At 64.1% G+C, this 26,013-nt stretch carries 28 protein-coding genes; 14 read left to right on the top strand and 14 right to left on the bottom strand.

What is annotated here, in order from left to right; genetic code table 11:
• The first annotated feature begins 25 nt into the window (after positions 1–25).
• The 7 genes from JN279_RS02230 to JN279_RS02200 all read left to right on the top strand — a co-directional run bounded on the left by JN279_RS02230 (position 26) and on the right by JN279_RS02200 (position 7,944).
• Entirely contained in the window at positions 26–949 is a 924-nt protein-coding gene (locus JN279_RS02230; protein WP_032933947.1) for a 3-keto-5-aminohexanoate cleavage protein, read from the top strand.
• Between the two features lie 15 nt (positions 950–964).
• Positions 965–1,594: an HD domain-containing protein gene (locus JN279_RS02225; protein WP_096452735.1), complete on the top strand. Its 630-nt coding sequence runs from the start codon at positions 965–967 to the stop codon at positions 1,592–1,594.
• The gene (locus JN279_RS02220) at positions 1,591–2,703 is read left to right on the top strand and encodes a carnitine 3-dehydrogenase (protein ID WP_096452737.1); all 1,113 of its coding nucleotides are present in this window, start codon (positions 1,591–1,593) and stop codon (positions 2,701–2,703) included. Before JN279_RS02225 ends, JN279_RS02220 begins: the two co-directional genes overlap by 4 nt.
• 4 nt (positions 2,704–2,707) lie before the next feature.
• Positions 2,708–3,871, top strand: coding sequence for an acyl-CoA dehydrogenase family protein (locus JN279_RS02215; RefSeq protein WP_096452739.1), 1,164 nt, complete (start codon positions 2,708–2,710; stop codon positions 3,869–3,871).
• 64 nt (positions 3,872–3,935) lie between these two features.
• Positions 3,936–6,014, top strand: a complete 2,079-nt coding sequence (locus tag JN279_RS02210) for an acetate--CoA ligase family protein (protein ID WP_096458318.1) — start codon at positions 3,936–3,938, stop codon at positions 6,012–6,014.
• The gene (locus JN279_RS02205; protein ID WP_096452741.1) at positions 6,007–6,789 is read left to right on the top strand and encodes a carnitinyl-CoA dehydratase; all 783 of its coding nucleotides are present in this window, start codon (positions 6,007–6,009) and stop codon (positions 6,787–6,789) included. The genes JN279_RS02210 and JN279_RS02205 overlap by 8 nt, the downstream gene beginning before the upstream one ends.
• 216 nt (positions 6,790–7,005) lie before the next feature.
• Complete coding sequence (locus tag JN279_RS02200; RefSeq protein WP_096452745.1) at positions 7,006–7,944, top strand: alpha/beta hydrolase; 939 nt, start codon at positions 7,006–7,008, stop codon at positions 7,942–7,944.
• A 34-nt stretch (positions 7,945–7,978) separates the two neighbouring features.
• Here the strand turns inward: JN279_RS02200 and JN279_RS02195 are convergent, their stop codons facing one another.
• From JN279_RS02195 to JN279_RS02175, 5 genes are all read right to left on the bottom strand, one after another.
• Complete coding sequence (locus JN279_RS02195; protein ID WP_096452747.1) at positions 7,979–9,637, bottom strand: FAD-binding dehydrogenase; 1,659 nt, start codon at positions 9,635–9,637, stop codon at positions 7,979–7,981.
• A 40-nt stretch (positions 9,638–9,677) separates the two neighbouring features.
• Positions 9,678–10,667, bottom strand: a complete 990-nt coding sequence (locus tag JN279_RS02190) for a Gfo/Idh/MocA family protein (RefSeq protein ID WP_096452749.1) — start codon at positions 10,665–10,667, stop codon at positions 9,678–9,680.
• Positions 10,668–10,748: 81 nt separating this feature from the next.
• A complete protein-coding gene (locus JN279_RS02185) occupies positions 10,749–11,324 on the bottom strand; it encodes a YceI family protein (RefSeq protein ID WP_096452751.1) in 576 nt (191 codons plus the stop codon).
• Positions 11,325–11,393: 69 nt separating this feature from the next.
• Positions 11,394–11,966 (bottom strand): cytochrome b, encoded by a 573-nt coding sequence (locus JN279_RS02180; protein ID WP_096452753.1) that lies wholly within the window; start codon positions 11,964–11,966, stop codon positions 11,394–11,396.
• 176 nt (positions 11,967–12,142) lie between these two features.
• The gene (locus JN279_RS02175; RefSeq protein WP_096452755.1) at positions 12,143–13,033 is read right to left on the bottom strand and encodes a LysR family transcriptional regulator; all 891 of its coding nucleotides are present in this window, start codon (positions 13,031–13,033) and stop codon (positions 12,143–12,145) included.
• A 97-nt stretch (positions 13,034–13,130) separates the two neighbouring features.
• Here JN279_RS02175 and JN279_RS02170 point away from each other — a divergent pair, with 97 nt between their 5' ends.
• Complete coding sequence (locus JN279_RS02170; protein WP_202351865.1) at positions 13,131–14,126, top strand: aldo/keto reductase; 996 nt, start codon at positions 13,131–13,133, stop codon at positions 14,124–14,126.
• Positions 14,127–14,348: 222 nt separating this feature from the next.
• On the opposite strand, the gene JN279_RS02165 is transcribed toward JN279_RS02170, so the two are convergent.
• From JN279_RS02165 to JN279_RS02135, 7 genes are all read right to left on the bottom strand, one after another.
• Positions 14,349–14,951: a nucleotidyltransferase family protein gene (locus JN279_RS02165; RefSeq protein ID WP_202351864.1), complete on the bottom strand. Its 603-nt coding sequence runs from the start codon at positions 14,949–14,951 to the stop codon at positions 14,349–14,351.
• Positions 14,952–15,034: 83 nt separating this feature from the next.
• Positions 15,035–17,443, bottom strand: coding sequence for a phenylalanine--tRNA ligase subunit beta (gene pheT, locus JN279_RS02160; RefSeq protein ID WP_202351863.1), 2,409 nt, complete (start codon positions 17,441–17,443; stop codon positions 15,035–15,037).
• Positions 17,440–17,862, bottom strand: coding sequence for a GFA family protein (locus JN279_RS02155; RefSeq protein ID WP_096452763.1), 423 nt, complete (start codon positions 17,860–17,862; stop codon positions 17,440–17,442). The genes pheT and JN279_RS02155 overlap by 4 nt, the downstream gene beginning before the upstream one ends.
• A complete protein-coding gene (gene pheS / locus JN279_RS02150) occupies positions 17,859–18,956 on the bottom strand; it encodes a phenylalanine--tRNA ligase subunit alpha (protein ID WP_202351862.1) in 1,098 nt (365 codons plus the stop codon). The genes JN279_RS02155 and pheS overlap by 4 nt, the downstream gene beginning before the upstream one ends.
• A 147-nt stretch (positions 18,957–19,103) precedes the next feature.
• Complete coding sequence (rplT, locus tag JN279_RS02145; protein WP_006201247.1) at positions 19,104–19,505, bottom strand: 50S ribosomal protein L20; 402 nt, start codon at positions 19,503–19,505, stop codon at positions 19,104–19,106.
• A gap of 92 nt (positions 19,506–19,597) precedes the next feature.
• Positions 19,598–19,801: a 50S ribosomal protein L35 gene (gene rpmI / locus JN279_RS02140; protein WP_006201248.1), complete on the bottom strand. Its 204-nt coding sequence runs from the start codon at positions 19,799–19,801 to the stop codon at positions 19,598–19,600.
• Positions 19,802–19,983: 182 nt separating this feature from the next.
• On the bottom strand, positions 19,984–20,610 hold the full coding sequence (locus JN279_RS02135) for a methyltransferase family protein (protein ID WP_202351861.1): 627 nt from the start codon (positions 20,608–20,610) through the stop codon (positions 19,984–19,986).
• Between the two features lie 68 nt (positions 20,611–20,678).
• Here JN279_RS02135 and JN279_RS38640 point away from each other — a divergent pair, with 68 nt between their 5' ends.
• Complete coding sequence (locus JN279_RS38640) at positions 20,679–20,804, top strand: hypothetical protein (RefSeq protein ID WP_274608644.1); 126 nt, start codon at positions 20,679–20,681, stop codon at positions 20,802–20,804.
• Positions 20,805–20,833: 29 nt separating this feature from the next.
• On the opposite strand, the gene infC is transcribed toward JN279_RS38640, so the two are convergent.
• The gene (infC, locus tag JN279_RS02130; RefSeq protein ID WP_010912915.1) at positions 20,834–21,370 is read right to left on the bottom strand and encodes a translation initiation factor IF-3; all 537 of its coding nucleotides are present in this window, start codon (positions 21,368–21,370) and stop codon (positions 20,834–20,836) included.
• 220 nt (positions 21,371–21,590) lie between these two features.
• On the opposite strand from infC, the gene JN279_RS02125 reads away from it, so the two are divergent.
• From JN279_RS02125 to JN279_RS02110, 4 genes are all read left to right on the top strand, one after another.
• On the top strand, positions 21,591–22,376 hold the full coding sequence (locus tag JN279_RS02125) for an alpha/beta hydrolase (RefSeq protein ID WP_202351860.1): 786 nt from the start codon (positions 21,591–21,593) through the stop codon (positions 22,374–22,376).
• Positions 22,377–22,378: 2 nt separating this feature from the next.
• The gene (locus JN279_RS02120; protein WP_202353620.1) at positions 22,379–23,521 is read left to right on the top strand and encodes a benzoate/H(+) symporter BenE family transporter; all 1,143 of its coding nucleotides are present in this window, start codon (positions 22,379–22,381) and stop codon (positions 23,519–23,521) included.
• 117 nt (positions 23,522–23,638) lie between these two features.
• A complete protein-coding gene (locus JN279_RS02115; RefSeq protein ID WP_096452769.1) occupies positions 23,639–24,121 on the top strand; it encodes a DUF2852 domain-containing protein in 483 nt (160 codons plus the stop codon).
• A gap of 100 nt (positions 24,122–24,221) precedes the next feature.
• Positions 24,222–24,980, top strand: a complete 759-nt coding sequence (locus JN279_RS02110) for a M48 family metallopeptidase (protein ID WP_096452771.1) — start codon at positions 24,222–24,224, stop codon at positions 24,978–24,980.
• Here JN279_RS02110 and JN279_RS02105 read toward each other — a convergent pair whose 3' ends face one another.
• Positions 24,981–25,199, bottom strand: coding sequence for a hypothetical protein (locus tag JN279_RS02105; RefSeq protein WP_202351859.1), 219 nt, complete (start codon positions 25,197–25,199; stop codon positions 24,981–24,983).
• A gap of 121 nt (positions 25,200–25,320) precedes the next feature.
• Here JN279_RS02105 and JN279_RS02100 point away from each other — a divergent pair, with 121 nt between their 5' ends.
• Positions 25,321–25,980, top strand: a complete 660-nt coding sequence (locus JN279_RS02100; RefSeq protein WP_202351858.1) for a phosphoribosylanthranilate isomerase — start codon at positions 25,321–25,323, stop codon at positions 25,978–25,980.
• The last annotated feature ends 33 nt before the right edge of the window (positions 25,981–26,013 follow it).

Below are 26,013 nucleotides of genomic sequence, written 5' to 3'. Positions count from 1 at the left end.
CTGTTCGAATTGGGAGGAGAATTCCATGCCGCTTGCGATGAACCGTGAGGTTTTCATTACCTGTGCCGTGACCGGGTCCGGCGGCTCGCAGGATCGCTCTCCGCATGTGCCGCGTTCGCCCAAGCAGATCGCCGATTCGGCCATCGACGCGGCCAAAGCCGGTGCGGCGATCGTCCACTGCCATGTGCGCGATCCAGAGACCGGCAAGCCCAGGCGCGATGTGCATCTCTACCGCGAAGTGACCGAACGCATCCGTGATGCGAATGTCGACGTCGTGCTGAACCTCACTGCCGGCATGGGCGGGGACATGGTATTCGGCTCGCCGGAGGCGCCGCTGCCGCTCAACGAAAAAGGCACCGACATGGGCGGCGCCACCAACCGCATGGAACATGTGCGCCAGTGCCTGCCGGAAATTTGCACGCTCGACTGCGGCACCATGAACTTCGCCGAAGCCGACTACGTCATGACCAACACGCCGGGCATGCTGCGCGCCATGGGCGGCATGATGACGGCGCTCGGCGTCAAGCCCGAGATCGAGGCGTTCGACACCGGCCATCTGTGGTTCGCCAAGCAACTGGTCGAGGAGAAGGTGCTCAACCCCGACGCGCTGGTGCAGCTCTGCATGGGCGTGCCGTGGGGGGCGCCGGACGATCTCAACACCTTCATGGCCATGGTCAACAATGTCCCGTCGACCTGGAACTGGTCGGCTTTCGCCATCGGCCGCAACCAGATGGCCTATGCGGCGGCGGCGGTGCTCGCCGGCGGCAATGTCCGCGTTGGTCTCGAAGACAATCTCTGGCTCGACAAGGGCGTGCTGGCGACCAACGCGCAACTGGTCGAGCGCGCCGCCAGCATCGTCACCAATCTCGGCGCCAGGATTTTGGGGCCGGAGGAAGTGCGCAAGAAGCTCAACCTGACCAAGCGAGCGCCGATCGCAGCCGCGGCATAAAGACGGGAGCGCACCATGGCTACCGTCAAATTCACCGCGATGAAGGATGGCGACAAGGACGATTACGAGTTCCTGACCGCCCATGAAATCGACTATGCCGCCAAGACCGGCGAGCGGCTGCTCGACGCGCTGGTGCAGCTCGACGAAGGCTTGTCGGGCTACAAGATCACCCGGCTTGGCCATTCGCTGCAGGCGGCGACGCGCGCCTGGCGAGACGGCGCCGACACCGACTGGATCGCCTGCGCGCTGCTGCACGACATCGGTGACATCTACGCGCCCTACAATCACGACGAATACGCCGCTTCGATCCTGAAGCCCTTCGTGCGCGAGCAATGCACCTGGGTGGTGGAAAAGCATGGCGATTTCCAGCGGCTCTATTACGCCCACCATCTTGGCGGCAACCGCCATGCCCGCGACCGCTTCGCAGGCCATGCCTTTTTCGACGATTGCGACCAGTTTTGCGAACGCTGGGACCAGTCGAGCTTCGACCCCGATTATGAGACGCTGCCGATCGACTTCTTCCGGCCCTTCGTGCTCGAAGTCTTTGCCCGCAAGGCTTACGACCCGGCCGTGATCCGCGCCGGCGAGCGTGTGCCTCTCATCGATCCCGAAACTGCCAGGACAAGAACCGGAGCCTCAGCATGAGCATCATCAACAAGGCGGCCGCCATTGGCGGCGGTGTCATCGGCGCCGGCTGGGTGGCGCGGCTGCTGCTCAACGGCATCGACGTCTCGATCTTCGATCCGGATCCGGAAGCCTCGCGCAAGGTCTCGGAAGTGATGAAAGGTGCACGCCGCGCCTATAAGCAGATGGTGCCCGGCGGTCTGCCGAAAGAGGGCAAGCTGACCTTAGCCAAGACCATCGCCGAGGCGGTGGCCGATGCCGACTTCATCCAGGAAAGCGTGCCGGAACGGCTCGACCTCAAGCACAAGGTGCTGGCCGAGATCGATGCCCATGCCCCGGCCAATGCTATCGTCGGCTCGTCGACCTCCGGCATCAAGCCGACCGACATGCAGGTGGCGATGAAGAAGCACCCCGAGCGGCTGGTCGTCGGCCATCCGTTCAATCCGGTCTATCTCCTGCCGCTGGTCGAAATCGTCGGCGGTGATCAGACCTTCCCCGAGGCCATCGAGGTCGCCAAGGAGATCTATGGCTCGATCGGCATGAAGCCGGTCGTCATCCGCAAGGAGATCGAAGCTTTCGTCGGCGATCGCCTGCTCGAAGCGGCCTGGCGCGAAGCGCTGTGGCTGATCAAGGACGGCATCTGCACCGTCGAGGAGCTCGACGACATCATGCGCTACGGCTTCGGCCTGCGCTGGGCGCAGATGGGCATGTTCCAGGTCTACCGCGTCGCCGGCGGCGAAGCCGGCATGCGCCACTTCATGGCGCAGTTCGGCCCGTGCCTGAAATGGCCGTGGACCAAGCTGATGGACGTGCCGGAGTTCAATGACGAACTGGTCGACCTGATCGCCACCCAGTCGGACGACCAGGCGCATGGCCTGTCGATCCGTGAGCTGGAAAAGATCCGCGACGACAATCTGGTCGCGATCATGGATGCGCTGTCGAAGCAGAACAAAGGCAAGGGCTGGGGCGCCGGCGCCTTGCACAAGGATTACACCAAGCAGCTGGCCAAGCTGGCGGCGAAGAAGCCGGCGGCTTCCAAGGCCGCCGAGAAGGCCAAGGCCTCCAAGCCGGTGAAGAAGGTGGAAAAGCCGGCAAAGGGCGGCAAGGCGAAGAAAAGCAAGAAAGGCTGAGACGATGGATTTCGGTCTTTCGGAGGAACAAAAACTCATCGTCGAGACGACGCGCGCCTTCGTCGAGAACGAGCTTTACCCGCATGAGCGCGAGGTCGAGCGCACCGGCGTGCTGCGCCGCGATCTGATCGAGGAGATCAAGGCCAAGGCGATCGAAGCGGGCCTTTACGCCGCCAACATGCCGGCGGACGTCGGTGGCGCGGGCCTCGATACGGTGACCTGGCTGCTCTACGAAAAGGAACTCGGCCGCGCCAACTACGCGCTGCACTGGACCTGTGTCGCGCGGCCTTCCAACATCCTGCTCGCCGGCACGCCGGAGCAGCGCGAAAAGTACCTATTCCCCTGCATCCGCGGCGAGAAATGGGACTGCCTGGCGATGACCGAGCCCGGCGCCGGTTCCGACCTGCGCGGCATGAAGGCATCAGCCGTGCAGGATGGGGACGACTGGGTGCTCAACGGCACCAAGCATTTCATCTCCCACGCCGATCTCGCCGATTTCGCCATCGTCTTCATGGCTTCCGGCGAAGAGGATTCGCCGCGCGGCAAGCGCAAGAAGATCACCGCCTTCTTCGTCGACAAGGGCACCAAGGGCTTTGCGGTGCGCGACGGATATCGCAATGTCTCGCATCGCGGCTACACCAACGCCATCCTCGAATTCGACGATTGCCGGCTGCCGGCAAGCCAGGTGCTCGGCGAAGTGCACAAAGGCTTCGAGGTCGCCAATTCTTGGTTGGGCGCCACCCGCCTGCAGGTTGGCGCCACCTGTCTCGGCCGGGCCGAGCGGGCGCTCGGCCACGCCATCGAGTATTCCGCGCAGCGCCAGCAATTCGGCCAGCAGATCGGCAAGTTCCAGGGCGTGTCGTTCAAGCTTGCCGACATGGCCACGGAACTGAAAGCCGCCGACCTGATGGTGTTCGAAGCCGGCTGGAAGTACGATCAGGGCACCGTCACCGACCAGGACATGGCCATGGCCAAGCTGAAGGCCACCGAAATGCTGGCCTACGTTGCCGACGAAGCGATCCAGATCCATGGTGGCATGGGGCTGATGGACGACCTGCCGCTGGAGCGCATCTGGCGCGACGCCCGCGTCGAGCGCATCTGGGAAGGCACGTCGGAGATTCAGCGACATATTATTTCGCGGGCGCTGCTGCGTCCGTTCGGAGCTTAGAGCATGATGCGCCAAAGCCGGGATTCGGCTCTGGCAGACATCGCGCTCAAACGAAAAGATGACCATGCATAAACTTGAACGTCTCCTGCGCCCGAAATCGATCGCCGTCTTCGGTGGCGTGCAGGCCGCCGCCGTCGTCGCGCAATCGATCAAGATGGGTTTTGCCGGCGAAATCTGGCCGGTGCACCCGACCAAGGACGAGGTTGCCGGCCGCAAGGCCTATCGCTCGGTTGCCGATCTGCCCGGTGCGCCGGACGCCGCCTTTGTCGGCGTCAACCGGCATCTGACCATCGAGGTCGTCAAGGCGCTGGCCGAACGCGGCGCCGGTGGCGCCGTCTGCTTTGCCGCCGGCTTCCTCGAGACCGAGGCCTATGATGACGATGGCGAACGATTGCAGGCCGAGCTCGTCGCGGCAGCCGGCGAGATGCCGATCATCGGCCCAAACTGCTATGGCCTGATCAACTATGCCGATGGCGCGCTTTTGTGGCCGGACCAGCATGGCGGTATCAGGCTGGACGAGGGCGGCAAGGGCGTCGCCATCATCACCCAGTCCTCCAACATCGCCATCAACATGACGATGCAGAAGCGCGGCCTGCCGATCGCTTTCCTGATGACGGCCGGCAACCAGGCGCAGACCGGCCTGTCCGAAATGGCGCTCGGCCTGATCGAAGACGATCGTGTCACGTCGCTCGGCCTGCACATCGAAGCCTTCGATTCGGTAGCCGGCTTCGAACGGTTGGCCGCCAGGGCGCGCGAGCTGAAGAAGCCAATCATCGCCATGAAGGTCGGCCGTTCCGAGCAGGCGCGGCAAGCGACCGTCTCGCATACCGCGTCACTGGCCGGTTCGGATGCGGCCTCGGGCGCTTTCCTGAGGCGGCTTGGCATTGCGCGCGTCGATTCCATTCCCGCCTTCATCGAGGCGTTGAAGCTGCTGCACATCACCGGCCCGCTGCCCGGCTACAGGCTGTCGTCGATGAGCTGTTCGGGCGGCGAAGCCTCCGTCATGGCCGACAGTGCCGAAGGCCGCTGGGTCAATTTCCCGGTTCTGACGGAAACGCACCGCGCCCATGTCAAATCGACGCTCGGGCCGCTGGTCGCGGTCGCCAACCCGTTGGACTACCACACCTTCATCTGGAACAACGAGCCGGCGATGACCGCCACCTTCACTGCCATGGTGTCGGGTGGCTTCGACCTCAACATGCTGGTGCTCGACTTTCCGCGCCCCGACCGCTGCTCGGTCACCGACTGGTGGGCGACGTTGCGTGCCTTCGAATCGGCGCTGAAAACCAACAAGGCGCATGGCGCCATCGTCTCCTCGCTGCCGGAAAACCTGCCCGAGGAATACACCGCCGAACTGATGGCGCGTGGCATGGTGCCCCTGTTCGGCATTTCCGAGGCGATGGATGCCGCAGGCGCAGCGGCCTTCATCGGCTGGGCGTGGGCTGAACCGCAGGCGCAGCCGATCGACACGTCTGCTTCCGGCGCTGCCGGCGGCGAGCATGTCACGCCCGACGAGGCCGAGGCCAAGGCGAGGTTGATCAAGGCCGGTCTTCCGGTGCCCAAGGGCGAGCGCGCCGGCAATGCGGTCGAGGCGGTGATCTCGTCGATGGCGCTCGGCTTTCCCGTCGCTCTGAAGGCGCTGGGTGTCGCCCACAAATCCGAGGTCGGCGCTGTCAGGCTCAACCTCAAGGACGCCGAATCCGTGAGCACGGCGGCGCATGATCTGCTGCCGCTCGGCACCGGGCTTTATGTCGAGCGCATGGTGCGCGACGGTGTCGCCGAACTGATCGTCGGCTTCACCAGGGATCCGATGTTCGGAGCGGTGATGACGCTGGGCACAGGCGGCGTGCTGGTCGAGTTGCTGCGCGACAGCGTCACGCTGATGCTGCCGGCGACCCGCGACGACATCGAGGCGGCATTGCGCGGCCTCAAGCTGTTCCCGCTGCTCGAAGGCTATCGCGGCCGGCCGAAGGCCGATGTCGCGGCCGCCATCGACGCCATCGCGGGCATTGCCGGCTTCGTGCAGAAGAATGCCGGCGAGATCGAGGAACTCGACATCAACCCGCTGATCGTCTGCGTCGAAGGCAAGGGTGCCTGGATCGCCGACGCGCTGCTGGTGCTGGGAGAGAACAAGAATGTCTGACGTCATTTCGACCCGCCGCGAAGGCTCGATCCTCGAGGTCACGCTCGACCGGCCCAAGGCCAATGCCATCGACCTCAAGACCTCGCGGCTGATGGGCGAGACCTTCAAGGCGTTCCGCGACGATCCGGAGCTTCGCGTCGCCATCGTCAAGACCGCCGGCGACAAGTTCTTCTGCGCCGGCTGGGACTTGAAAGCTGCTGCCGGCGGCGATGCTGTCGATGGCGACTACGGCGTCGGCGGCTTTGCCGGCCTGCAGGAGCTGCGCGACATGAACAAGCCGGTCATCGCCTGTGTCAACGGCATGGCGGTCGGCGGCGGCTTCGAACTGGCGCTGTCCTGCGACCTCATCTACGCCTCCGACCACTCTTCCTTCGCGCTCCCCGAAATCCGCGCCGGCACGCTGGCCGATGCCGCGACGATCAAGCTGCCGAAGCGCATTCCCTACCACGTCGCAATGGACCTTCTGCTCACCGGCCGCTGGATGGATGTCGCCGAAGCGCATCGCTGGGGCCTAGTCAACGAGGTGCTGCCCAAGGAAAAGCTCGAGGATCGCGTCTGGGAGATCGCCCGCCTGCTCGCCAGCGGCCCGCCGCTGGTCTTCGCCGCCATCAAGGAGACCGCGCGGGTGGCCGAAGCGCTGACCTTCCAGGACGCGATGAACAGAGTGACGCGCCGCCAGCTGGCGACGGTCGATGCGCTCTACGGTTCGGAAGACAATATGGAAGGTTTCCGCGCCTTCGCCGAAAAGCGCGACCCGGTGTGGAAAGGGAAGTGACTCTGCGGAAATGACAGCGCGAAGCACCCCCCTCTGCCCTGCCGGGCATCTCCCCCTCAAGGGGGGAGATTGGCAGCTTCGGTCTCGGCACTCTTCTTGCGACGCAAAAGATTGGCGAAAGCATCCACGACATCCGATCTCCCCCCTTGAGGGGGAGATGTCCGGCAGGACAGAGAGGGGGGCCTGGGCGCCATCACCTGAAGTTGGTCACCCTGCATGACCGACTACAAAACCCTCATTGACGCCGAGACCTGGGCCTTCATCGAGCGGACCAATTCCTACTATCCGCCCGATACGATCGACTACACGATCGCGCAGCAGCGCGAAATCTACGACCGCATGTGCCGGGAGTTCTTTGCCGGCTATCCCGCAGGTGTTGTGGTCGAAACCTCAACCATTGCCACACCCACGCACGGCATCCCGATCCGCATCTACCGAAGCGCCCCGCAACCGGCGGCGACGGTGCTCTACATCCATGGTGGCGGCTTTATCCTTGGCGGGCTGGACAGCCATGACGATGTCTGCGCCGAGCTTTGCGCCCGCACCAGCTATGAGGTTGTCTCGGTCGACTACCGCCTGGCGCCGGAGCATCTGCATCCGGCCGCCTTCGATGACGCCATGAGCGCATACGAATGGGCTGCGTCCAGCCGCGATCGGCCCATCCTGCTCTGCGGTGACAGTGCCGGCGGCAATCTCTGCGCCGCCGTTGCGCACGCCACACGCGGCCGCGCGAAGCGGCCGGTCGGCCAGGTGCTGATCTATCCCGGCCTCGGCGGCGACCGCTCGCAAGGCTCCTATGTGACGCATGCCGAAGCGCCGATGCTGACCATGCGCGACCTCGAATTCTACAAGCACATCCGCACTGGCGGCGCGGACCGGGCCGGCGATGCGACGCTGGCGCCGTTGGCCGACACCGACTTCACCAACCTGCCGCCGACAGTTCTCATCACCGCCGAATGCGATCCGCTGTCTTCAGACGGCGAAACCTATCGCGACCGGATCACCGACGCGGGCGGGCGGGCCACTTGGTTCGAGGAGGCGGGCCTGGTGCACGGCTATCTCAGGGCCCGCCACACCGTCGGCCGAGCTCGCGAAAGTTTTACGCGTGTCGTCGATACCGTAGCCGCCCTAGGGAAGGGCACCTGGCTCTGGTGAGCGGATTCGCGTCTCACCACGGACCAAGGTCGGCTCACGCCACCGAGCGTCCTGATGCCCGGCCGGCGCTGCGGCCGGAGAAGATACAGCCGCCGAGGAAGGTGCCTTCCAGTGCGGCATAGCCATGCACGCCGCCGCCGCCGAAGCCGGCCGCCTCGCCAACGGCATAGAGGCCGGCCACCGCTTGGCCGTCAGCGCCCAGCACGCGGCTGTCGAGGTCGGTCTGCAGGCCGCCCAGCGTTTTGCGAGTCAGGATGTTGAGGCGCACCGCGATCAGCGGGCCGTTCGCCGGGTCGAGCATCTTGTGCGGCTTGGCCGTGCGGATGAGCTTGTCGCCGAGATAGGCCCGAGCCCCGCGCAGCGCGGTGATCTGCATGTCCTTGGAGAACGGATTGTCGAGTTGCCTGTCGCGGGCACGGATCTCACGCTCGACCTCAGCGACATCGAGCAGCGGCTCGCCGCCGGCCAGCGCATTCATGCGCGCCACCAGCGTCGAAAGATCGGCCTCGACGATGAAGTCCTCGCCCTTCTCCATGAAGGCTTTTACCGGCCCCGGAATGCCTGAGGTGGCGCGGCCGAGCACCTGGCGCCAGCTTTTTCCCGTCAGGTCCGGGTTCTGTTCGGAGCCCGACAGGGCGAACTCTTTCTGGATGATTTTTTTGGTCAGGATGAACCAGGAATAGTCGAAGCCGGTGCTCATGATGTGGCTGAGCGTGCCGAGCGTATCGAAACCGGGATAGAGCGGCACCGGCAGGCGTTTGCCCTGCGCGTCGAGCCACAGCGAGGACGGGCCGGGCAGGATACGGATCGCATGCTCAGTCCAGATCGGCGCCCAGTTCCTGATGCCCTCGACATAGTGCCACATGCGGTCGCGGTTGATGATCGAACCGCCGGCAGCCTCGGTGATCGCCAGCATCCGGCCGTCGACATGGTCGGGCACGCCGGTGATCATGCGCTTGGGCGCGGCGCCCAGCCGCTTGGGCCAGTTTTCCCGCACCAGTCGATGATTGGCGCCGATGCCACCGGAGGCGACGATCACGGCTTGCGCATGCAGCTCGAAATCGCCCGATATGTCGCGCGAGCTCTTATGGCCGCGCTCGACCGTGCTCGGCTGGAGGATATCGCCGTGCACGCCGGTCACGACGGCGCCCGTTCGCGTCAGTTCATTGACCCGGTGGCGAAACCTGAAGCTGATCAATCCACGTTTTTGCGCCTCGCGCACGCGCAGGACAAAAGGTTCGAGCACGCCGGGGCCGGTGCCCCAGGTGATGTGGAAGCGTGGCACCGAATTGCCGTGGCCGATGGCATTGCCGCCGCCGCGCTCGGCCCAACCGACGACGGGAAAGAATTTCAGGCCGCGCTGCAGCAGCCAGGAGCGCTTCTCGCCCGCGGCGAAACCGACATAGGCTTCCGCCCATTTGCGCGGCCAGAAATCCTCCGGCCGGTCGAAAGCAGCAGTGCCCATCCAGTCCTCGAGCGCCAGATCATGCGAATCGCGGATGCGCATCCGCCGCTGCTCGGGCGAATCGACGAGGAAAAGCCCGCCGAACGACCAGAACGCCTGGCCGCCGAGCGACTGTTCCGGTTCCTGGTCGACGATAATGATTTTCTTGCCGGCCTCGGCAAGCTCGGCGGCGGCAACCAGCCCGGCCAGGCCGGCGCCGACAATGATCACGTCCGCATCATCAGCCATTTTCCCTCCCAGGATTAGCCGGCTATTTTAATGCAGGCAGTTAGACGGTCTCCCAGTTGCCGTCCCTGCCGCCGGCGCGGAAGATGGCGTCGATGACCTTCTGGTTGAGCACGGACTCCTCCAGCGTGAAGACACGCTCCTTGCCGCCCTGTGCGGCGCGCGCGAAAGTTTCGACCTCCAACCGGTATTGCTGTGTGCCGGGAAAGCGGAACACTTGTGCTTCGGTGTGGTTCTGGTTGTGCAGTTCGACGCGGTGATGGTCGTAGAGCCCGGCATTGAACGGCGAAAACACCTCGATGAAACCCTTCTCGCCGTGGAACACCATCACCTGGCGTGCCGCCATCTGCGTCGACAGATAGAAGGACAGTTCGAAGTCGCCGAAATCGGCGCGGATCGAGGAATAGATGTCGGTGCCGAATTTCTTATCGCGCTCGATTGTCGCTTGCACGCGTAGCGGCTCCTTGCCGGTCGAAAATCGCGTCGACACGGTCGGGTAAACGCCGATATCGGGCAGCGCGCCGCCGCCGAGATCGAGCTGGTTGCGCATATTGTTGGGATCGACATTGTAGTAGGAGAACGCGCCCTGCACATGGCGCAGCCGGCCAATGGCGCCGCTGGCGATGAGGTCGCGCACCTTGATCCATTGCGGGTGGTAGATGACCATGAAGGCTTCGCAAACCAGCACCTTCCTGGCATCGCGCAGCTTGATCAGCGGCGGGATATCCTTGACGTCGAGCGCCAGAGGCTTCTCGACCAGCACATGCTTGCCCGCCTCAATGGCCTTTGCCGTCCATTCGACATGCTGCGAGGTCGGCAGCGGGATATAGACGCCGTCAACCTCCTTGGAGGCGAGAAGCTCCTCATAGGAGCCGAAGGCATGGCGGGCGCCGAAACGGTCTGCCAGCGCCTTGGCCTTCGACAGGTCGCGGCTGGCGATCGCCGAAAGCACGCCATTCTCCGCTTCGACCATTGCCGGCAACAAATGCTCGCGGCCGATCTTGGCCGTCGACAACACACCCCATCGGAACATCACGCTTCTCCATGTCGATTTACAGGCGACGAGGTTTGCCCGAAATCGACAGAAAAGCCAATGACCGAAGGCAGACCCGGGTCAGCCCCGTTTCCCCGTCAGCGTCATGTCGAAGTCGACGACGTTGGAGTAGAGCGGCGTGCCGACATCCATGCCGTAGCGCGACCGCAGCACCTTGCCGGTGACGTGGAATTTGATCGTGCCGCCCTTCAAACCGTCGAGCTCTGCGGTGAACTTTTCCGCAAACGTCTTGCCGCGCGCCGTCAACCTGCCGGTGACAAGCGCCGACGTGTCGCCGGTGCGGGTCACGCTGGTCGAGCGAAACTGGATCTCCGGGCTGTTGGCCGCATCGAACACCGCGTCGGAGCGCAGAAAGGCGTCGATGCGGCTCTGGCCGGTGCCGACGCTTTCCGGATAGATGGTGAGATCGACCTTCGAGCGCCCGACATCACCATTGTCGATGCGGATCGTGCCCTTGAAGCGGGCGAAGGCGCCGTCGAAGCCGCCGCCGCCGGCCTTGCCGATGGTGAAACGGATGCTGGAGCCTGCCGGACTGACGGTGTAGCTGCCCGCGGCGTCGCTCAACGCCACTGCCGCGGCTGCGGGCACGGCAAGGCATGCGGCAAAAGCCGCGAATCCAAGGATGCGCGCATGCATGGGATTGTTCCTTTCCTGGAGGCAACGCTTGTTCGCGTCCTCACCTCACAAACGCGCCGGCCGCCCGCTCTATTCCCCGTCTGACGAAGGTGTGATCATACGCCTGAGCACGCTGTCGCGCAGCAGGAAGTGGTGGCGCAGCGCGGCTGCGGCATGCAGCGCGACGAGAGCGATGCCGGCATAGGCGAGATACCAGTGCGCCGCCGCCCAGAAGCTTTCGGCGGCATCGGATTCGGTGAGCGGCAGATTGGGCATCACGAACAGGTTGAACGGCATGGTCGGAATTTCCAGGGTCGAAACCGAAACCAGCGCCCAGCCCGACAAGGGCAAGGCGACCTGGAAGGCATAGAGCGCCAGATGCGCGAGCGGCGCCGTCCGCCGCTCCAGAACGCCGACCGAAGCCGGCAGAGGCGGCGCCGCATTGCCGAGCCGCCAGGCGATGCGCAGGATGATGAGGCCCAACAGCAGAAAGCCCAGGGATTTGTGCAGCTGGATCAGCTCGAAGGCCGTGCGCTGGCTCTGGGTCCTCACCATGATGAAGCCAAGGGCGAACTGGCCGATGAAGACGACGCCGATCAGCCAGTGCAGGAGGATCGTCGCCCAGCCGTAGCGGGTTGGCGTGTTGGTGATTGAGGTTTGCATGGAAGGCGAACGTTGCAGAGCCGCGCTTTCTTCCACCCTCCCCCTTGTGGGGAGGGTCGGCGCGAAGCGACGGGGTGGGGCAGCGCCCTACGAGACCCCCATCCCGTCTCGCAATCTCCGCTTCGCTGCGACTGCGAGCCGACCCTCCCCACAAGGGGGAGGGTGAGGGGCGCTCCCTATCGACTCACCTTGAAAAAATCCACAAACGCCCTGAGCGCTGGCCGCATCTGTCGGCGGCTGGGATAATAAACGAAGAACCCGTCAAAGGGCGGGCACCAGTCCTCCAGCACGCGGATCAGCCTTCCGTCGGCGAGCGGGGCCTGGACATACGGCTCGAAGACGAAGGCGAGCCCGGCGCCGTCGCTCGCTGCCTGCGCGATCAGATGGTCCTCGTCGAGGATCAGCGGCCCTTGCGCTGATATCTCGATCTCCTCGCCGTCTTTCTCGAACTCCCAGCGGTAGAGGATGCCGCTGGAAAAGCGGAAGCGGATGCAGCGATGATCGGCAAGGTCGCGCGGATGGCGCGGCTTGGGGTTCGCCGCGAAATAGGATGGCGCGCCGACCACCGCGCCGCGCATGTCCGGCCCGATGCGCACCGCGATCATGTCGCGCTGCAGGCTCTCGCCAAGCCGCACGCCGGCGTCGAAACCGCCCTCGACAACGTCGGTGAAGCGGTCCTCGATGACGATCTCCAGCACGATGTCGGGATAGGCCCTGGCAAAGGCGCCGAGCCGCGGCGTCAGCACCAGATGCGCCGCCGTGCGCGGCACGCTGAGCCGCAGATTCCCGGCCGGTCGCTCACGCGACTCGACCGCCGTCTCCAGAGCCAGGTCGATCTCGGAAAGGGCCGGCCGCAGCCGCTCCAAGAGTTGCGCGCCTTCTTCCGTCGGCGCTACACTGCGGGTGCTGCGCGCCAGCAGTCGCACGCCGAGCCGCGCCTCCAGGCTGGACACCGCATGGCTGACCGCCGATGGCGCGATGGCCAATTCCCTGGCCGCGCCGCGAAAACTGCCGCATTGAGCTACAGTTGCCAGCACGGCCAGTTGTGAGAGATGCGCTCGGTTCATTGATCTATTTCTTAGAACGACCCGTGCGCAGATGAGCCGATTATCGAGCATGGCGCAAGGCGCTACATCAGCGGCATCACAACAAGGAGATCTCGTGATGCAAACCCGCAAGCTAGGAACTGAACTGAACGTCTATCCCGTCGGCCTCGGCTGCATGGGCATGAGTTTCGCCTATGGCGGCCAGCCGGAGGCAGAGGCGATCTCCACGCTGCACCGCGCCGTCGAGATCGGCGTCAACTTCTTCGACACGGCGGAAGTCTATGGCCCTTACGAGAACGAGATCCTGCTCGGCAGGGCGCTGAAATCGGTGCGGAACAAAGTGACGATCGCCACCAAATTCGGCTTCAAGATCCTGGAGGAAGGCACCGGCCTCGACCGCATGGCCGGCGTCGACAGCCGCCCCGAGCACGTCAAGGCGGTGGCCGAAGCCTCGCTGAAGCGGCTCGGCACCGATGTCATCGACCTCTATTACCAGCACCGCGTCGACCCCAACGTGCCGATCGAGGACACGGTCGGCGCCATGGCCGAGCTGGTGCGCGAGGGCAAGGTACGCGCGCTCGGCCTCTCGGAGGCAAGTGCCGCCACCATCCGCCGGGCGCATGCCGTGCATCCGATCGCGGCCGTCCAGAGCGAATATTCGCTGTGGAGCCGAGACCCGGAAGAGGAGGTGTTTGCCGTCTGCCGCGAACTCGGCATCGGCTTCGTTCCCTACAGCCCGCTCGGCCGCGGCCTGCTCACGGGCACCATCGCCAAGCCCGAAACGCTCGATGACGGTGACTGGCGCCGCACCTTGCCGCGCTTCCAGGCCGAGGCCATGGAAGCCAATGCCAAGGTGATCGCCACGCTGGAAAGGATGGCAGCGGAAAAGGGCGTGACCTCGGCGCAGCTGGCGCTCGCCTGGGTGCTGCACCAGGGCGATTTCATCGTGCCGATCCCGGGTGCGCGGAAAATTCGTCATCTCGAGCAGAACACAGCGGCGGCGAGTATCGAGCTGAGTGCTGCCGAGATCGCGGCGATCGGCGATGCGCTGTCGCCGGATAAGGTGATCGGCAAGCGCTACACGGAGGAGTTGCTGGCGCTGGTGAATGGGTAGGCAATGGGGCGCTTCGGCGCCCCATTTTGTTGAGACGCCAACGCGAGGCGCCCCCTCTGTCCTGCCGAACATCTCCCCCACAAGGGGGGGAGATTGAATGTCGTCGCGGCTTTCGCCAATCACCAGCGCTTGAAGGAAGGGCGGCACGGCCAAGCTGCCAATCTCCCTCCTTGTGGGGGAGATGGCCGGCAGGCCAGAGGGGGGCGCCTCGCGCCTACGTCTCTACCACGGCACCAACTCAATCTCAGGCCAGTTCTCCTTTGCCCGCTTCCCCTTCGCCTCATGGGTCTGCCGGTTGTCCATCATCCGGTTCGGCGTGATGCGAAACGAAAAAATGTCGCTCAGCCCGAACGGCGCCACCAGCTCCAATTGCCCGTCAGCATCGTATCGCACCCCAACCGCATGCGTCTTCGAGGCGAAATGGCTGACGGATTGGCTTGAACTGGTGTAGCGCGGGCAGGGCTGCCCGAACTTTTGCGGATACCACAGATGCACCCGCGCCTGGTTGCGCACCTCGACGGGCAAGGGCAGCCCCTCGAAATGTCCTGCCGCCCGGCGGATGACCGCATCCTCAGCCTCGTAAGACAGGTCCGACTCGTCGAAATAAAACAGGTCGACATCCCTAATGCCGTAACCTGACGGCTTGCCGGTCAGATGGTTCCAGACGCTGTTGTAGAGCGCGCCGGAAACCACCAGCCAGTCCGGCAGAGCCAGCGCGCGAGCCCGCACCAGCGCGTCGCGAACCAGCGGGTCCGCCGACACGATGTCGAGAAACGCCTCTCGCTGTGCTTCGAACGGCAGCCCGGAATAGCGCAGATGGTCCATCACCCTTTGGAGGGCGATTCGCCATCTGCTCGCAATCCGTAGTTTCCCGTGGGAAAACCGCTAAGCACTTTTCCTGGAATGCTTCAGCCGCGCAGCACGCCACCGGTCTGCTTGCCGACATTCTCGACGACGCGCTTGGCCAGCGCCTCGAAATCCTCGTCGGTCAGCGTCTTCTCGACCGGCTGGATCGACACTTCGATGGCGATCGATTTTTTGTCGGCGCCGAGCGACGCGCCTTCGAAGATGTCGAAGACCGAAACGCCCGTGATCAGCTTCTTGTCGGCGGCCAATGCGGCGCGCACCAGCGTGCCGGCTTCCACCGTCTTGTCGACGACGAAGGCGAAGTCGCGCTTCACCGCCTGAAAGGCGGAGAGCTCCAGCTTCGGCTTGGTCTTCGTTGGCTTGGCCTTCGGTTCCGGCACGGCATCGACGAACACTTCGAAGCCGCACAGCGGCCCGGACACATCGAGACCTTCCATCGTCTTGGGATGGAACTCGCCGAACGTGCCGAGCACGGTTTTCGGCCCGAGCTTGATCGTGCCGGAACGGCCGGGATGATACCAGGCCGGACCGCCCGCCTCGATCTGCAGCCGCTCGACCGGCGCGCCGCAGGCTTCCAGTGCCGCGATCGCATCGGCCTTGGCATCGAACACGCCGACCGGACCTGAATTGCCGGCCCAGTTGCGGCCGGAGCCGTCGAGCTTGGCGGTGCCGCGGCGCACACCGGCGGCCACGCGCCGCTGCTGGTCGGCGCCGTCGCCCTCATAGGTGCCGGACACCTCGAACAGCGCGACGTCGCCAATGCCCTTGTCGGCATTGCGCTGGGCGGCTGCGATCAGCCCCGGCAGCAGCGACGGCCGCATGTCGGACATGTCGGCGGCGATCGGGTTGGCAAGCTTCAGCGCCGTCTGCCCACCGCCGAACAGTTCGGCGTGTTTGGCCGGGATGAACGACCAGGTGACGGCCTCCATCATGCCGCGCACCGCAAGCGCCCGCTTGGCCGTGCGAGTGCGGACCTGCAGTGTGGTCAGGATTTTCGAATTGACCGCGTCATGAGCGCCGAGCGGCTGCGGCGCGATGTTGTCGACGCCGTGAATGCGCATCACTTCCTCGACGAGATCGGCCTTGCCGTCGACATCCGGCCGCCAGGAGGGCACCTTCACCTTGACGATGTCGCCCGAGCCCTGTGGCTCGAAGCCGAGGCGAGTGAGGATGTCGAGGCTTTCCGCCTTCGGCACCTCGATGCCCGTCAGCCGCTTCACTTCCGACAGCGGGAAGGACACGATCTTCGGCTTGTGCCCGGCATAGCCGGCCACTTCCATTTCCGTCGGCGTTCCGCCGCAGAAATCGAGCACCAGCCTGGTCGCGAGTTCGACGCCCGGCACCATGAATTCGGGGTCGACGCCGCGCTCGAAGCGATAGCGGGCGTCGGTGATGATGCCGAGCGCACGGCCGGTGCGGGCGGTTGCGATCGGGTCCCACAGCGCTGATTCGATCAGCACGTCAGTGGTGCTCTCATCGCAACCCGAATGTTCGCCGCCCATGATGCCGGCGATCGATTCGACGCCGTTGTCGTCGGCAATCACGCACATCTCCGGCGTCAGCGTGTATTCGCGGCCGTCCAGCGCCAGCACTTTTTCGCCGTCCCTGGCGCGGCGCACCACGAGGTTGCCGGCCACCTTCGCGGCGTCGAACACATGCAACGGCCGGCCGCGGTCGAAAGTGACATAGTTGGTGATGTCGACCAGGGCGCTGATCGGGCGCAAACCAATGGCGATCAGGCGCTGCTGCAGCCATTTCGGTGACGGGCCGTTCTTGACACCCCTCACCATCGTCAGCGCGAAGCCGGGGCAGAGTTCCGGCGCCTCGATCGTGACCTTCACGGGGCACAGCCCGTCGCCGACATGCGGCATGATCGCGCCACCCACGAGCCGTCCGAGGCCGCTTGCCGCCAGATCCCTGGCGATGCCGTAGACGCTGGTGGCATCAGGCCGGTTCGGCGTCAGATTGATCTCGATGACCGGATCGTCGAGATGCGCATAGGATGCAAAGCTGGTGCCGACCGGGGCGTCGGCCGGCAAATCGATGATGCCATTGTGCTCGTCCGACAGTTCCAGCTCGCGCTCGGAACACATCATGCCATGGCTCTCGACGCCACGGATCTTGCCGACCGTCAGCGTCACATCGATGCCGGGCACATAGGTGCCGGGCGCGGCGAAGGCGCCGATCAGGCCGGCGCGGGCGTTCGACGCGCCGCAGACGACCTGGACGGGGGGCTTGCCGTCGCCGGTGTCGACGGTGAGCACGCGCAGCCGGTCGGCATCGGGATGCTGCACCGCCGTCAGCACCTTGGCGATGACGAAGGGTTTCAGGCTCGACTTGTCGTCGACATGCTCGACTTCGAGGCCGATCGAGGTCAGCCGTTCGACGATCTCGTTGAGCGTGGCGTCGGTCTCGAGATGATCCTTGAGCCAGGAGAGGGTGAATTTCATGGGACTGTTCCGTCTGGTCTTTTGACGCTTGATTTCAGGTGTCTAGGCAGGTCGTCGGACATATGCAGGAAGGGAAGCTGCTCGCTGACATAGGCATGCAGCCTTGGTTTGAAATCGGCCGGCGCGTCCATGGCGCCGAGCATGAAGTAGATGTCATCCTCCAGCCGCTCGTCGACATAGGCGATGGGCGAGCCGCAGACGCCGCAAAACGAGCGCGTCACCGGGCCGTTCTCATACATCTTCAGCGCCTTGCCGGTGAACGCCACCTGGTCAACCAGGAAGCCGACAAAGGCCGAGACCGGCGCGCCGCTCGCCCGCCGGCAATCGCCGCAATGGCAATAGCTGACGTGATGCGGTTCAGCCGAAGCCTCGAACCGCACGGCGCCGCAGCGGCAGCCGCCGAGATGGGGCGCTGTCACGCGCTCAGGCCTCCGAACAAAGTCGGCATGTCGAGCGGCCGGAAACCGTAATGCGACAGCCAGCGCACATCGGCGTCGAAGAAGGCGCGCAGGTCCGGCATGCCGTATTTCAGCATGGCGATGCGGTCGATGCCCATGCCCCAGGCAAAGCCCTGATACTCGTCCGGATCGAGCCCGCCGGCGCGCAGCACATTGGGGTGCACCATGCCGCAGCCCAGGATCTCCATCCAGTCTGAGCCTTCGCCGAAGCGCACTTCGCCGGGCCGCGAGCGGTCGCACTGGATGTCGACCTCGAGGCTTGGCTCGGTGAACGGGAAGAAGGACGGCCGGAAGCGCATCTTGACCGAGGGCACCTCGAAGAAGGCCTTGCAGAATTCCTCCAGCACCCACTTCATGTTGGCGACATTCGCCGTATTGTCGATCACCAGACCCTCGACCTGATGGAACATCGGCGAATGCGTGGCGTCGGAATCCTGCCGATAGGTCTTGCCCGGAATGACGATGCGGATCGGCGGCTTCTGCTTCTCCATGGTGCGGATCTGCACGGGTGAGGTGTGGGTGCGCAACAGCTTGCGCTCGCCCTTCTCGTCCGGCTGGAAGAAGAACGTGTCGTGCATCTCGCGCGCCGGATGCCCCTCGGGGAAATTCAGCGCGGTGAAATTGTAATAGTCGGTCTCGATATCGGGACCTTCGGCGATGGCGAAGCCGAGATCGCCGAAGATCGCGGCGATCTCGTCGATGACCTGGCTGATCGGATGGATGCGGCCGCGCTCGGCCGGCGACTGCCGCACCGGCAGCGTCACGTCGACCTTTTCCGCGGCGAGACGTGCTGCGATCGCCACGTCCTTCAACTCGGCCTTGCGGGCCGTCAGCGCCTCGGTGACGCGGTTCTTGAGGCCGTTGATGACCGGGCCCTTGAGCTGGCGCTCCTCGGCGGTCATGGCGCCAAGCGTTTTCAGCATTTCGGACACGGTGCCCTTCTTGCCGAAGGCGGCGATGCGCACAGCCTCGATGGCCGGCTCGTCGGCGGCCGATGCGATGTCGGCCAGAAGTGAATCTTCCAGGGCTTCAAGATTTCCAGCGGTGGCGTTCACAGTGAAGCTCTCTCGATAGGGCGACCGACACCATTTTGGTTCGTCGTCACCATTTTGGTTACATCAGGGTCAAAAAAGAACCCGCGCCAGCCGTGCCAGCGCGGGTTCCCCATAATCAGAATTGCGAATGCTTGGGAAGCGCTGGTCTTAGGCGACAGCGCTTTCAAAAGCGTTCGGCGTGGTGTTCTTCAGATATTCGAGCGCCACCTTGGCCTTGGCCACGAGCGCGGCGAAAGCCTGCGGCTCATGGATGGCCATGTCGGACAGGATCTTGCGATCGATCTCGATGCCGGCCTTGTTGAGGCCGTCAATGAAGCGGCCATAGGTCAGGCCATGCTCGTGGGTCGCCGCGTTGATGCGCTGGATCCACAGCGCGCGGAACGAGCGCTTGCGGTTCTTGCGGTCGCGGTAGGCATACTGCAGCGACTTTTCCACCGCCTGCTTGGCGATGCGAATGGTGTTCTTGCGACGGCCGTAGAAGCCCTTGGCGGCTTTCAGGACCTTCTTGTGCTTGGCGTGCGAGGTGACGCCTCTCTTTACGCGTGCCATGTCATGATCTCCTTAAAAGCAATTCCAGGAAAAGTGTCTTGCGGTTTTCCGTTCGGAATTGCGTAAAACTAATACGTGTCCAGACCGAATGCTCAGAGGCCGTTCGGCAGAAAATTCTTGATGACCTTCTTGCCATCCGGTTCAGCCAGAACCATCGTGCCGCGGGCATTTCGAATGAACTTGTTGGAACGCTTGATCATGCCGTGACGCTTGCCGGCCGCAGCCGACAGGACTTTACCCGTACCTGTGATCTTGAACCGCTTTTTGGCGGCCGACTTGGTCTTCATCTTGGGCATTTTGCTACTCCGTATTGTTGGCGCACTATCGCGCTTCTTGTTCGCTCCGGGCCGACCAAAGCCCGAAAAGCAAATGAAACCGCCACGGCATGCCCTGCCGGGCGGTTTTCTTGAACGGCGGTCCTATACGTCAAAGACGGCCTGTGCGCAACACCTGAAGCCGTGCGACGCTCTGTCCCCACTCAGGGCAGCGTGAACCACACCGGCAGCATGCCCGACTGCTGCGCGCCGTCGATCAGTTCGAAGGCCGGTAACGCAACCAGGAACACCAGGCCGTCGAGCAGCGTGGTCAACAGCAGGCGTGGCTTGAAGCTGCCTGTGTCGCCCTCCTGGTAGAGGGAGAGCTTCGGGAAGAAGCGCGGCACCTTGTTCAGATAGGCCTGATAGGGAGCGCCGAGCGCTTCCTTGAGGAATTTCTCTTCGCGCAGGATGACGATATGGAAGGCGCCCGCGCACAGCACCGCGAACAGGATGATGCCGGAAAACGAGCCGATCTGTGCGCCGACGCCGGCCGCGGCCACCGTCGAGAACACATAGAGCGGGTTGCGGGTGATCGAATAGGGCCCGCCGGTGACCACCTCGGACGATTTGCGCCCGCCTATATAGAGCGTCGCCCAAAGCCGTCCGACGATGCCGAGGAAAATCAAGAGCACGCCGAACATCTCGATCGTTTCATGCACCGGCGTGTCGGGCGGGAAGGTCGACTGGCCAAACAGCAGCGCCAAAAACAGCACCACCACGAGCACGGCAAGCACCAGCCGACGCATTTGCTGGTAATTGCCCAGCCCGTATTTGAGTTCGTTGTCCAAGAGGTGTCCGATCGTCGAAGAGCCAATTGCATGTCGCCCAAAAGTGGGTCCGGTTTTGGGAGGACGACATGCATAAAAACAAAGCCGGCGATCGCAGCTTTAGCCGAGAAACAGGCGTCCCGCCGATCGCCGGGACGCTCTGCAAGACAATTCAGGCGGATTTGGAGCGCTGGCCACGCCTGACTTTATCGTGATCTCAGGTGGTGTTGATATTCAGCACACCTTAGCGCGGCGCCAGCACCATCATCATCTGGCGGCCCTCGAGCTTCGGCTCCGCCTCGACCTTGGCGATGGTCGCCACTTCCTCGCGCACCTTGTTCAGAAGCTGCATGCCGAGTTCCATATGCGCCATCTCGCGGCCACGGAAGCGCAACGTCAGCTTGACCTTGTCGCCTTCCTCGAAGAAGCGGCGCACCGCCTTCATCTTGGTCTCGTAGTCATGGCTGTCGATGTTCGGGCGCATCTTGATCTCCTTGATCTCGATGACCTTCTGATTCTTGCGCGCCTCGGCCGCCTTCTTCTGGTTGGCGTATTTCAACTTGCCGAGATCGAGGATCTTTACGACGGGGGGCACCGCATTGGGCGATATCTCAACGAGATCGAGCCCGGCCTCTTCGGCGAGCAGCAATGCGTCGTTGATGGAAACATCGCCGCGGTTCTGGCCTTCGGCGTCGATAAGCTGGACCCGGGGAACCCGGATGTCACGGTTGGAGCGCGGCCCATCCTTGGTCGGCGCCGCTGCTTTGAAAGGTCTGCGAATGGTCGTGGTCTCCTTGGCCGTTTCGTTCAGGATTTGTCGGTTTGATGCGTGGACGCGCCAATGTGGGGAGCGCGCGGGCGGAGTCAATAGCACAGCATTGACAGAAAATCACCCTGATCACCGCCTGCACCAAACAAAGAAACAGCACGAGCACTTTTCGCCACGCCCGTGGCTGTGCCACAAGAACCCCGAGCCAGAAGAGGGGCCCGAGGAAAAAGCCATGACCGTCACGCCCCCAACCGTTCTCCCCCCGACCTTTCTCGATGTCGATGGGTCCCGCATCGCGGTGCGCCATAGCGCGGGCTCGGCGCCCGGCATCGTCTGGCTGGGCGGCTACAAATCGGACATGCTGGGCACGAAGGCCGAGACGCTGTCGGACTGGGCGGCAAAAGAAGGCCGCGCCTTCCTGCGCTATGACTATTCTGGCCATGGTGAATCCGGCGGCGCCTTTGCCGACGGCACGATTTCAAAGTGGCTTTCGCAGAGCCTTGCCGTGTTCCGGCACTTCAGCAGCGGCAGCCAGATCCTGGTTGGCTCGTCGATGGGCGCCTGGATCGCGCTGCGCATGGTGCAGGAATTGCGTAAGGCGGGTGAGACCAATGTCGTCGGCCTGGTGCTGCTGGCGCCGGCGCCGGATTTTACCGCCGAACTGGTCGAACCGGTGCTGACCGCGGCGCAAAAGCGCGACCTCGCCGAAAAGGGGTTCTTCGCCGAGCCCTCCGACTACTCCACGGAGCCGTATATCTACACGCGCGCCCTGATCGAGGACGGTCGCGACAACAGGGTGATGACCGGGCCGATCGACACGCATTGCCCGGTCCACATTCTGCAGGGCCTGGCCGATCCGGACGTGCCATCGAGCCACGCGCTGAAGCTGGTCAGCCTGCTGCCGGCCGATGACGTCACGCTGTCGCTGATCCCTGACGGCGATCATCGCCTGTCGCGGCCGCAGGATCTCGACATGCTGGTGCGGGCGGTCGGCGACATGGCCGGGCGGGGCAAGTGACGATGCGCCTTTCGATCCCGATCTCCGCCTTCGTCGCGGCCATCGTTGGCTTCGGCGGCACGCTCGCCATCGTCATTGCCGCCGCCCACGCGGTCGGTGCGACGCAAATTCAGACGGCGAGTTGGGTGACGACGATTTGCCTGGCCATGGCGATCGAGAGCCTGTGGCTGTCCTGGCGCACGAAAATGCCTGTCATCACCGCATGGTCGACGCCAGGCCTGGCGTTGATGGCGGCGTCGACCGGCTTTTCGATCGGCGAGGCCGTCGCCGCCTTCATCGTCACCGCCATCCTGTTGATCGCCACTGGCCTGTTCCGGCCCCTGACGCAATTGATCTCCAGGATACCGCCCTCCGTCGCCTCAGGCATGCTCGCCGGCATCGTCGTCACCTTCGCCCTCAATGCGGTCAAGACCGTTCCTGTCGACCCCTGGCTGATCCTGCCTCTGATCACGGCCTTCTTCTTGATCCGCCTGTTCCACCCGGCGCTGTCGGTGCTGTCGGTGCTGATCGGCGGCGGTCTCGCCGCGTTTCTTACCGGCCGCGTCGGCGGCCTGCCGACACCCGAACTGTCGACTCTGACGCTGATCGCGCCCGATTTCACCGTCAAGGCAATCATCGGCCTGGCGCTGCCGCTCTATCTCGTCACCATGGCTTCGCAGAACCTGTCGGGCCTCGCCGTGCTGCGCGCCGCCGGTTATCATCCGGAGCCCGGCCCGCTGATCGGCGTCACCGGCCTGTTTTCCCTGCTGTCGGCGCCGTTTGGCGGCTCGACCACCAACCTGGCGGCGATTTCGGCGGCGATCTGCACCGGGCCTGACGTCCATCCCGACCCTGCCGAGCGCTGGAAGACCGGCCCCTTCTATGCGCTCGCCTATCTCATTTTCGCGATTTTCGGCGCGTCGCTGGTGGCGATCTTCGCCGTCCTGCCGCAGAGCCTGATCGTGCTGGTGGCGGGTCTTGCGCTGATGGCGTCGCTTGCCAATGCGCTGGCGATCGCGCTGAAGGACGAGGCCGACCGCATGGCCGCCACCGTCACCTTTGTCGTCACCGCCTCCGGCCTGACCCTGTTCGGCGTTGGGGCCGCATTCTGGGGGCTGATCGCCGGGCTGGTCGTGCTTTTCCTCGACAGGCTCAAAAAGCGATAATCATTTCAGCCGCTTGTCCGGTTTTGGCGGACCTTGTCTTGAATCGCCGTTTTTGCCTTCCCATTTCGATTCCACGCAGCCGGTCCTGGCTGTCTCCAACCGAAGGAATGGGAGAAAATGAACACATCTGCATTGATCCGCCCGGCCTGGACGCCGGCAACCATCGCGTTGATGGTGATCGGGTTCATGGTGTTCTGGCCGCTCGGCTTCGCCATGCTCGCCTACATCATCTGGGGCGACCGGCTCGACGGCTTCAAGCGTGACGTCAACCGCGCCACCGACGGTATCTTCGCCGGCTGCCGCCGCGGTTCCGACAAGGCCGCGCGCTGGGGCAATGGCTCCGCCCGCACCGGCAACGTCGCTTTCGACGACTGGCGCGAAAAGGAGCTTGAGCGCCTCGCCGAGGAACGCCGCAAACTCGACGACATGCTGACCGAGTTCGACGACTATGCCCGCGAACTGCGTCGGGCCAAGGATCAGGACGAGTTCGATCGCTTCATGGCGAACCGCAACAAGTCGACCGCTCCGGCAAAGACCGATCCGAGCACCGGCACGACCCCGACCAAGCGTGGCAAGGGCTCGAACCTGCTTGACGACTGAGGCCGAGCGACAGGCCCGATCGTGAAAAAACGGCGTCGCGCGAGCGGCGCCGTTTCTTTTTTGTTCTAGTCGTTTTTCTCGAATCGCGTATCGTCCCGCCATGACCATCGGATTCTTCCGCAATCTGACGAAGCCCAAGGCCACGCCAGTCGTGGAGCGCGAATATTGCGTCGCTGGCCGCACGCTCCCGCTCAAGATCGTCGAGAGCGCCCGGGCCCGGCGCCTGACGCTGCGCATCGATTCCGGCGGCCAGGGCCTGCGCATCACCGTGCCGCCCGGCCTGCGCCGCGGCGAGGTGGACAGGTTCCTCGACCGCCATCAGGACTGGCTGGAGCAGCGTCTCGCCAAAGTGCCGACGCGGCCACAGGTGCGGCCGGGCATCAAGATTCCGATCCGCGGCGTGCCGCACCGCATCGTCCATGAGCCGTCAAAGCGCGGCACCGTGACGGTATCGCGCGACGAGCGCGGCCCGCTGCTGATCGTCCATGGCGACCGTGTGCACCTGCCGCGCCGCATCGCCGACTTCTTGAAGCGCGAGGCCAAGAAGGAGATCGAGAAGCTGGTGGTCAAACACACCGAGGCGCTCGGCAAGCGCGCCAAGGCGATCCGCTACAAGGACACGTCAAGCCGCTGGGGCTCCTGCACCTCGGAAGGCAATCTGTCCTTCTCCTGGCGCATCATGATGGCGCCGCAACCGATCATCAACTACCTCGTGGCGCATGAGGTGGCGCATCTCAAGGAGATGAACCACGGCCCGAAATTCTGGAAACTGTGCGAAAAACTCTGCCCCGACACCGACCGCTGCAAGGACTGGCTGAAGCGCAATGGCGGCGCGCTGCAGGCGATCGTGTTCGAGTAGTCAGTCGTCATTCGCGGCATTGAGCTCATCCGGCCGCAGGCCCTCATCGCCATGGTGCGGCCACGGCAGGAAATTCCGGTCGAATTCATCGCTGCCGAAATAATCCAATGCGCGATGCGCTTCGGCGCCGTTGAAGGCGGCCTTATCCATCAGATGGGCGATCACCTCGCGCGCCTGCGCGACCTTCTGCTTGAGTTCCGCAACCGTTCTGTCGGCCATGATCGTTCTCCCACCCGGTTTGCTGTCAATCCCGTCCATCAATAGGTAGCGCCTTTGGCCTTGCCGGCAAACAGCATGCTTTTTCTCGACTCTGTCGCGATTTCATGCCAATTCCCGCGCCATGGCGCTCGACATCAAAATCTGCGGCTTGAAGACCGACCAGGCGATGGCCGCGGCGCTCGCCGGCGGTGCCAGCCACGTCGGCTTTATTTTCTTTGCCAAGAGCCCACGCTACGTCGAGCCGGTGGAAGCGGGCCGTCTGCGCGAAGCGGCGCGCGGCAAGGCCTTGGCGGTCGCCGTCACCGTTGACGCCTGCGATGCGTTCATCGGTGAGATCGTCGAAACGATGCAGCCCGACATGCTGCAGCTGCACGGCTCGGAAACACCCGAGCGGGTGGCCGAACTGAAAGCCCGCTATGGCCTGCCGGTGATGAAGGCGTTGCCGCTCAGCGAGGCTGCCGACCTCGGCCGGGTCAAGCCTTTCATCGGCATTGCCGACCGGTTCCTGTTCGATGCCAAGCCGCCGAAAGGCTCCGAGCTGCCGGGTGGCAATGGCGTCGCCTTCGACTGGCGCATCCTTGCCGGCCTTGACGCCGGCGTCGATTACATGCTTTCCGGTGGGCTCAACGCCGCCAATATCGGCGATGCCCTTCGGCTTGCGAATCCGCCCGGAATAGACATTTCTTCCGGCGTGGAAAGCGCGCCGGGCGTCAAGGATCCGGCGTTGGTCGAACAGTTTTTCCGGGCCGTCCGGGCAGCACGCGACGACCGCGCCGCCTAAAGCCTTAAATGAGAGCATGTCCCGGAAAAGTGG

This window comes from Mesorhizobium sp. 113-1-2, assembly GCF_016756475.1.
Classification (GTDB): Bacteria; Pseudomonadota; Alphaproteobacteria; order Rhizobiales; family Rhizobiaceae; genus Mesorhizobium; species Mesorhizobium loti_C.
Note: the sequence above shows the minus strand (reverse complement) of the source record. Positions and strands in the feature narration are given on the sequence as shown.

Bases quoted from the DNA above. Each gene is read 5' to 3' on its own strand.
- JN279_RS02165 (WP_202351864.1), bottom strand. From the start codon at position 14,951: ATGGACCATCTGCGCTATTCCGGGCTGCCGTTCGAAGCACAGCGAGAG.
- pheT (WP_202351863.1), bottom strand. From the start codon at position 17,443: ATGAAATTCACCCTCTCCTGGCTCAAGGATCATCTCGAGACCGACGCC.
- JN279_RS02105 (WP_202351859.1), bottom strand. From the start codon at position 25,199: ATGGCCGACAGAACGGTTGCGGAACTCAAGCAGAAGGTCGCGCAGGCG.
- JN279_RS02200 (WP_096452745.1), top strand. From the start codon at position 7,006: ATGACCGACTACAAAACCCTCATTGACGCCGAGACCTGGGCCTTCATC.
- JN279_RS02110 (WP_096452771.1), top strand. From the start codon at position 24,222: ATGACCATCGGATTCTTCCGCAATCTGACGAAGCCCAAGGCCACGCCA.
- JN279_RS02190 (WP_096452749.1), bottom strand. From the start codon at position 10,667: ATGTTCCGATGGGGTGTGTTGTCGACGGCCAAGATCGGCCGCGAGCAT.
- JN279_RS02220 (WP_096452737.1), top strand. From the start codon at position 1,591: ATGAGCATCATCAACAAGGCGGCCGCCATTGGCGGCGGTGTCATCGGC.
- JN279_RS38640 (WP_274608644.1), top strand. From the start codon at position 20,679: ATGCATAAAAACAAAGCCGGCGATCGCAGCTTTAGCCGAGAAACAGGC.
- JN279_RS02225 (WP_096452735.1), top strand. From the start codon at position 965: ATGGCTACCGTCAAATTCACCGCGATGAAGGATGGCGACAAGGACGAT.
- JN279_RS02170 (WP_202351865.1), top strand. From the start codon at position 13,131: ATGCAAACCCGCAAGCTAGGAACTGAACTGAACGTCTATCCCGTCGGC.
- JN279_RS02230 (WP_032933947.1), top strand. From the start codon at position 26: ATGCCGCTTGCGATGAACCGTGAGGTTTTCATTACCTGTGCCGTGACC.
- JN279_RS02210 (WP_096458318.1), top strand. From the start codon at position 3,936: ATGCATAAACTTGAACGTCTCCTGCGCCCGAAATCGATCGCCGTCTTC.
- JN279_RS02100 (WP_202351858.1), top strand. From the start codon at position 25,321: ATGGCGCTCGACATCAAAATCTGCGGCTTGAAGACCGACCAGGCGATG.
- JN279_RS02215 (WP_096452739.1), top strand. From the start codon at position 2,708: ATGGATTTCGGTCTTTCGGAGGAACAAAAACTCATCGTCGAGACGACG.
- JN279_RS02180 (WP_096452753.1), bottom strand. From the start codon at position 11,966: ATGCAAACCTCAATCACCAACACGCCAACCCGCTACGGCTGGGCGACG.
- JN279_RS02205 (WP_096452741.1), top strand. From the start codon at position 6,007: ATGTCTGACGTCATTTCGACCCGCCGCGAAGGCTCGATCCTCGAGGTC.
- JN279_RS02120 (WP_202353620.1), top strand. From the start codon at position 22,379: ATGCGCCTTTCGATCCCGATCTCCGCCTTCGTCGCGGCCATCGTTGGC.
- JN279_RS02175 (WP_096452755.1), bottom strand. From the start codon at position 13,033: ATGAACCGAGCGCATCTCTCACAACTGGCCGTGCTGGCAACTGTAGCT.
- JN279_RS02185 (WP_096452751.1), bottom strand. From the start codon at position 11,324: ATGCATGCGCGCATCCTTGGATTCGCGGCTTTTGCCGCATGCCTTGCC.
- JN279_RS02195 (WP_096452747.1), bottom strand. From the start codon at position 9,637: ATGGCTGATGATGCGGACGTGATCATTGTCGGCGCCGGCCTGGCCGGG.
- JN279_RS02115 (WP_096452769.1), top strand. From the start codon at position 23,639: ATGAACACATCTGCATTGATCCGCCCGGCCTGGACGCCGGCAACCATC.
- JN279_RS02125 (WP_202351860.1), top strand. From the start codon at position 21,591: ATGACCGTCACGCCCCCAACCGTTCTCCCCCCGACCTTTCTCGATGTC.
- rpmI (WP_006201248.1), bottom strand. From the start codon at position 19,801: ATGCCCAAGATGAAGACCAAGTCGGCCGCCAAAAAGCGGTTCAAGATC.
- rplT (WP_006201247.1), bottom strand. From the start codon at position 19,505: ATGGCACGCGTAAAGAGAGGCGTCACCTCGCACGCCAAGCACAAGAAG.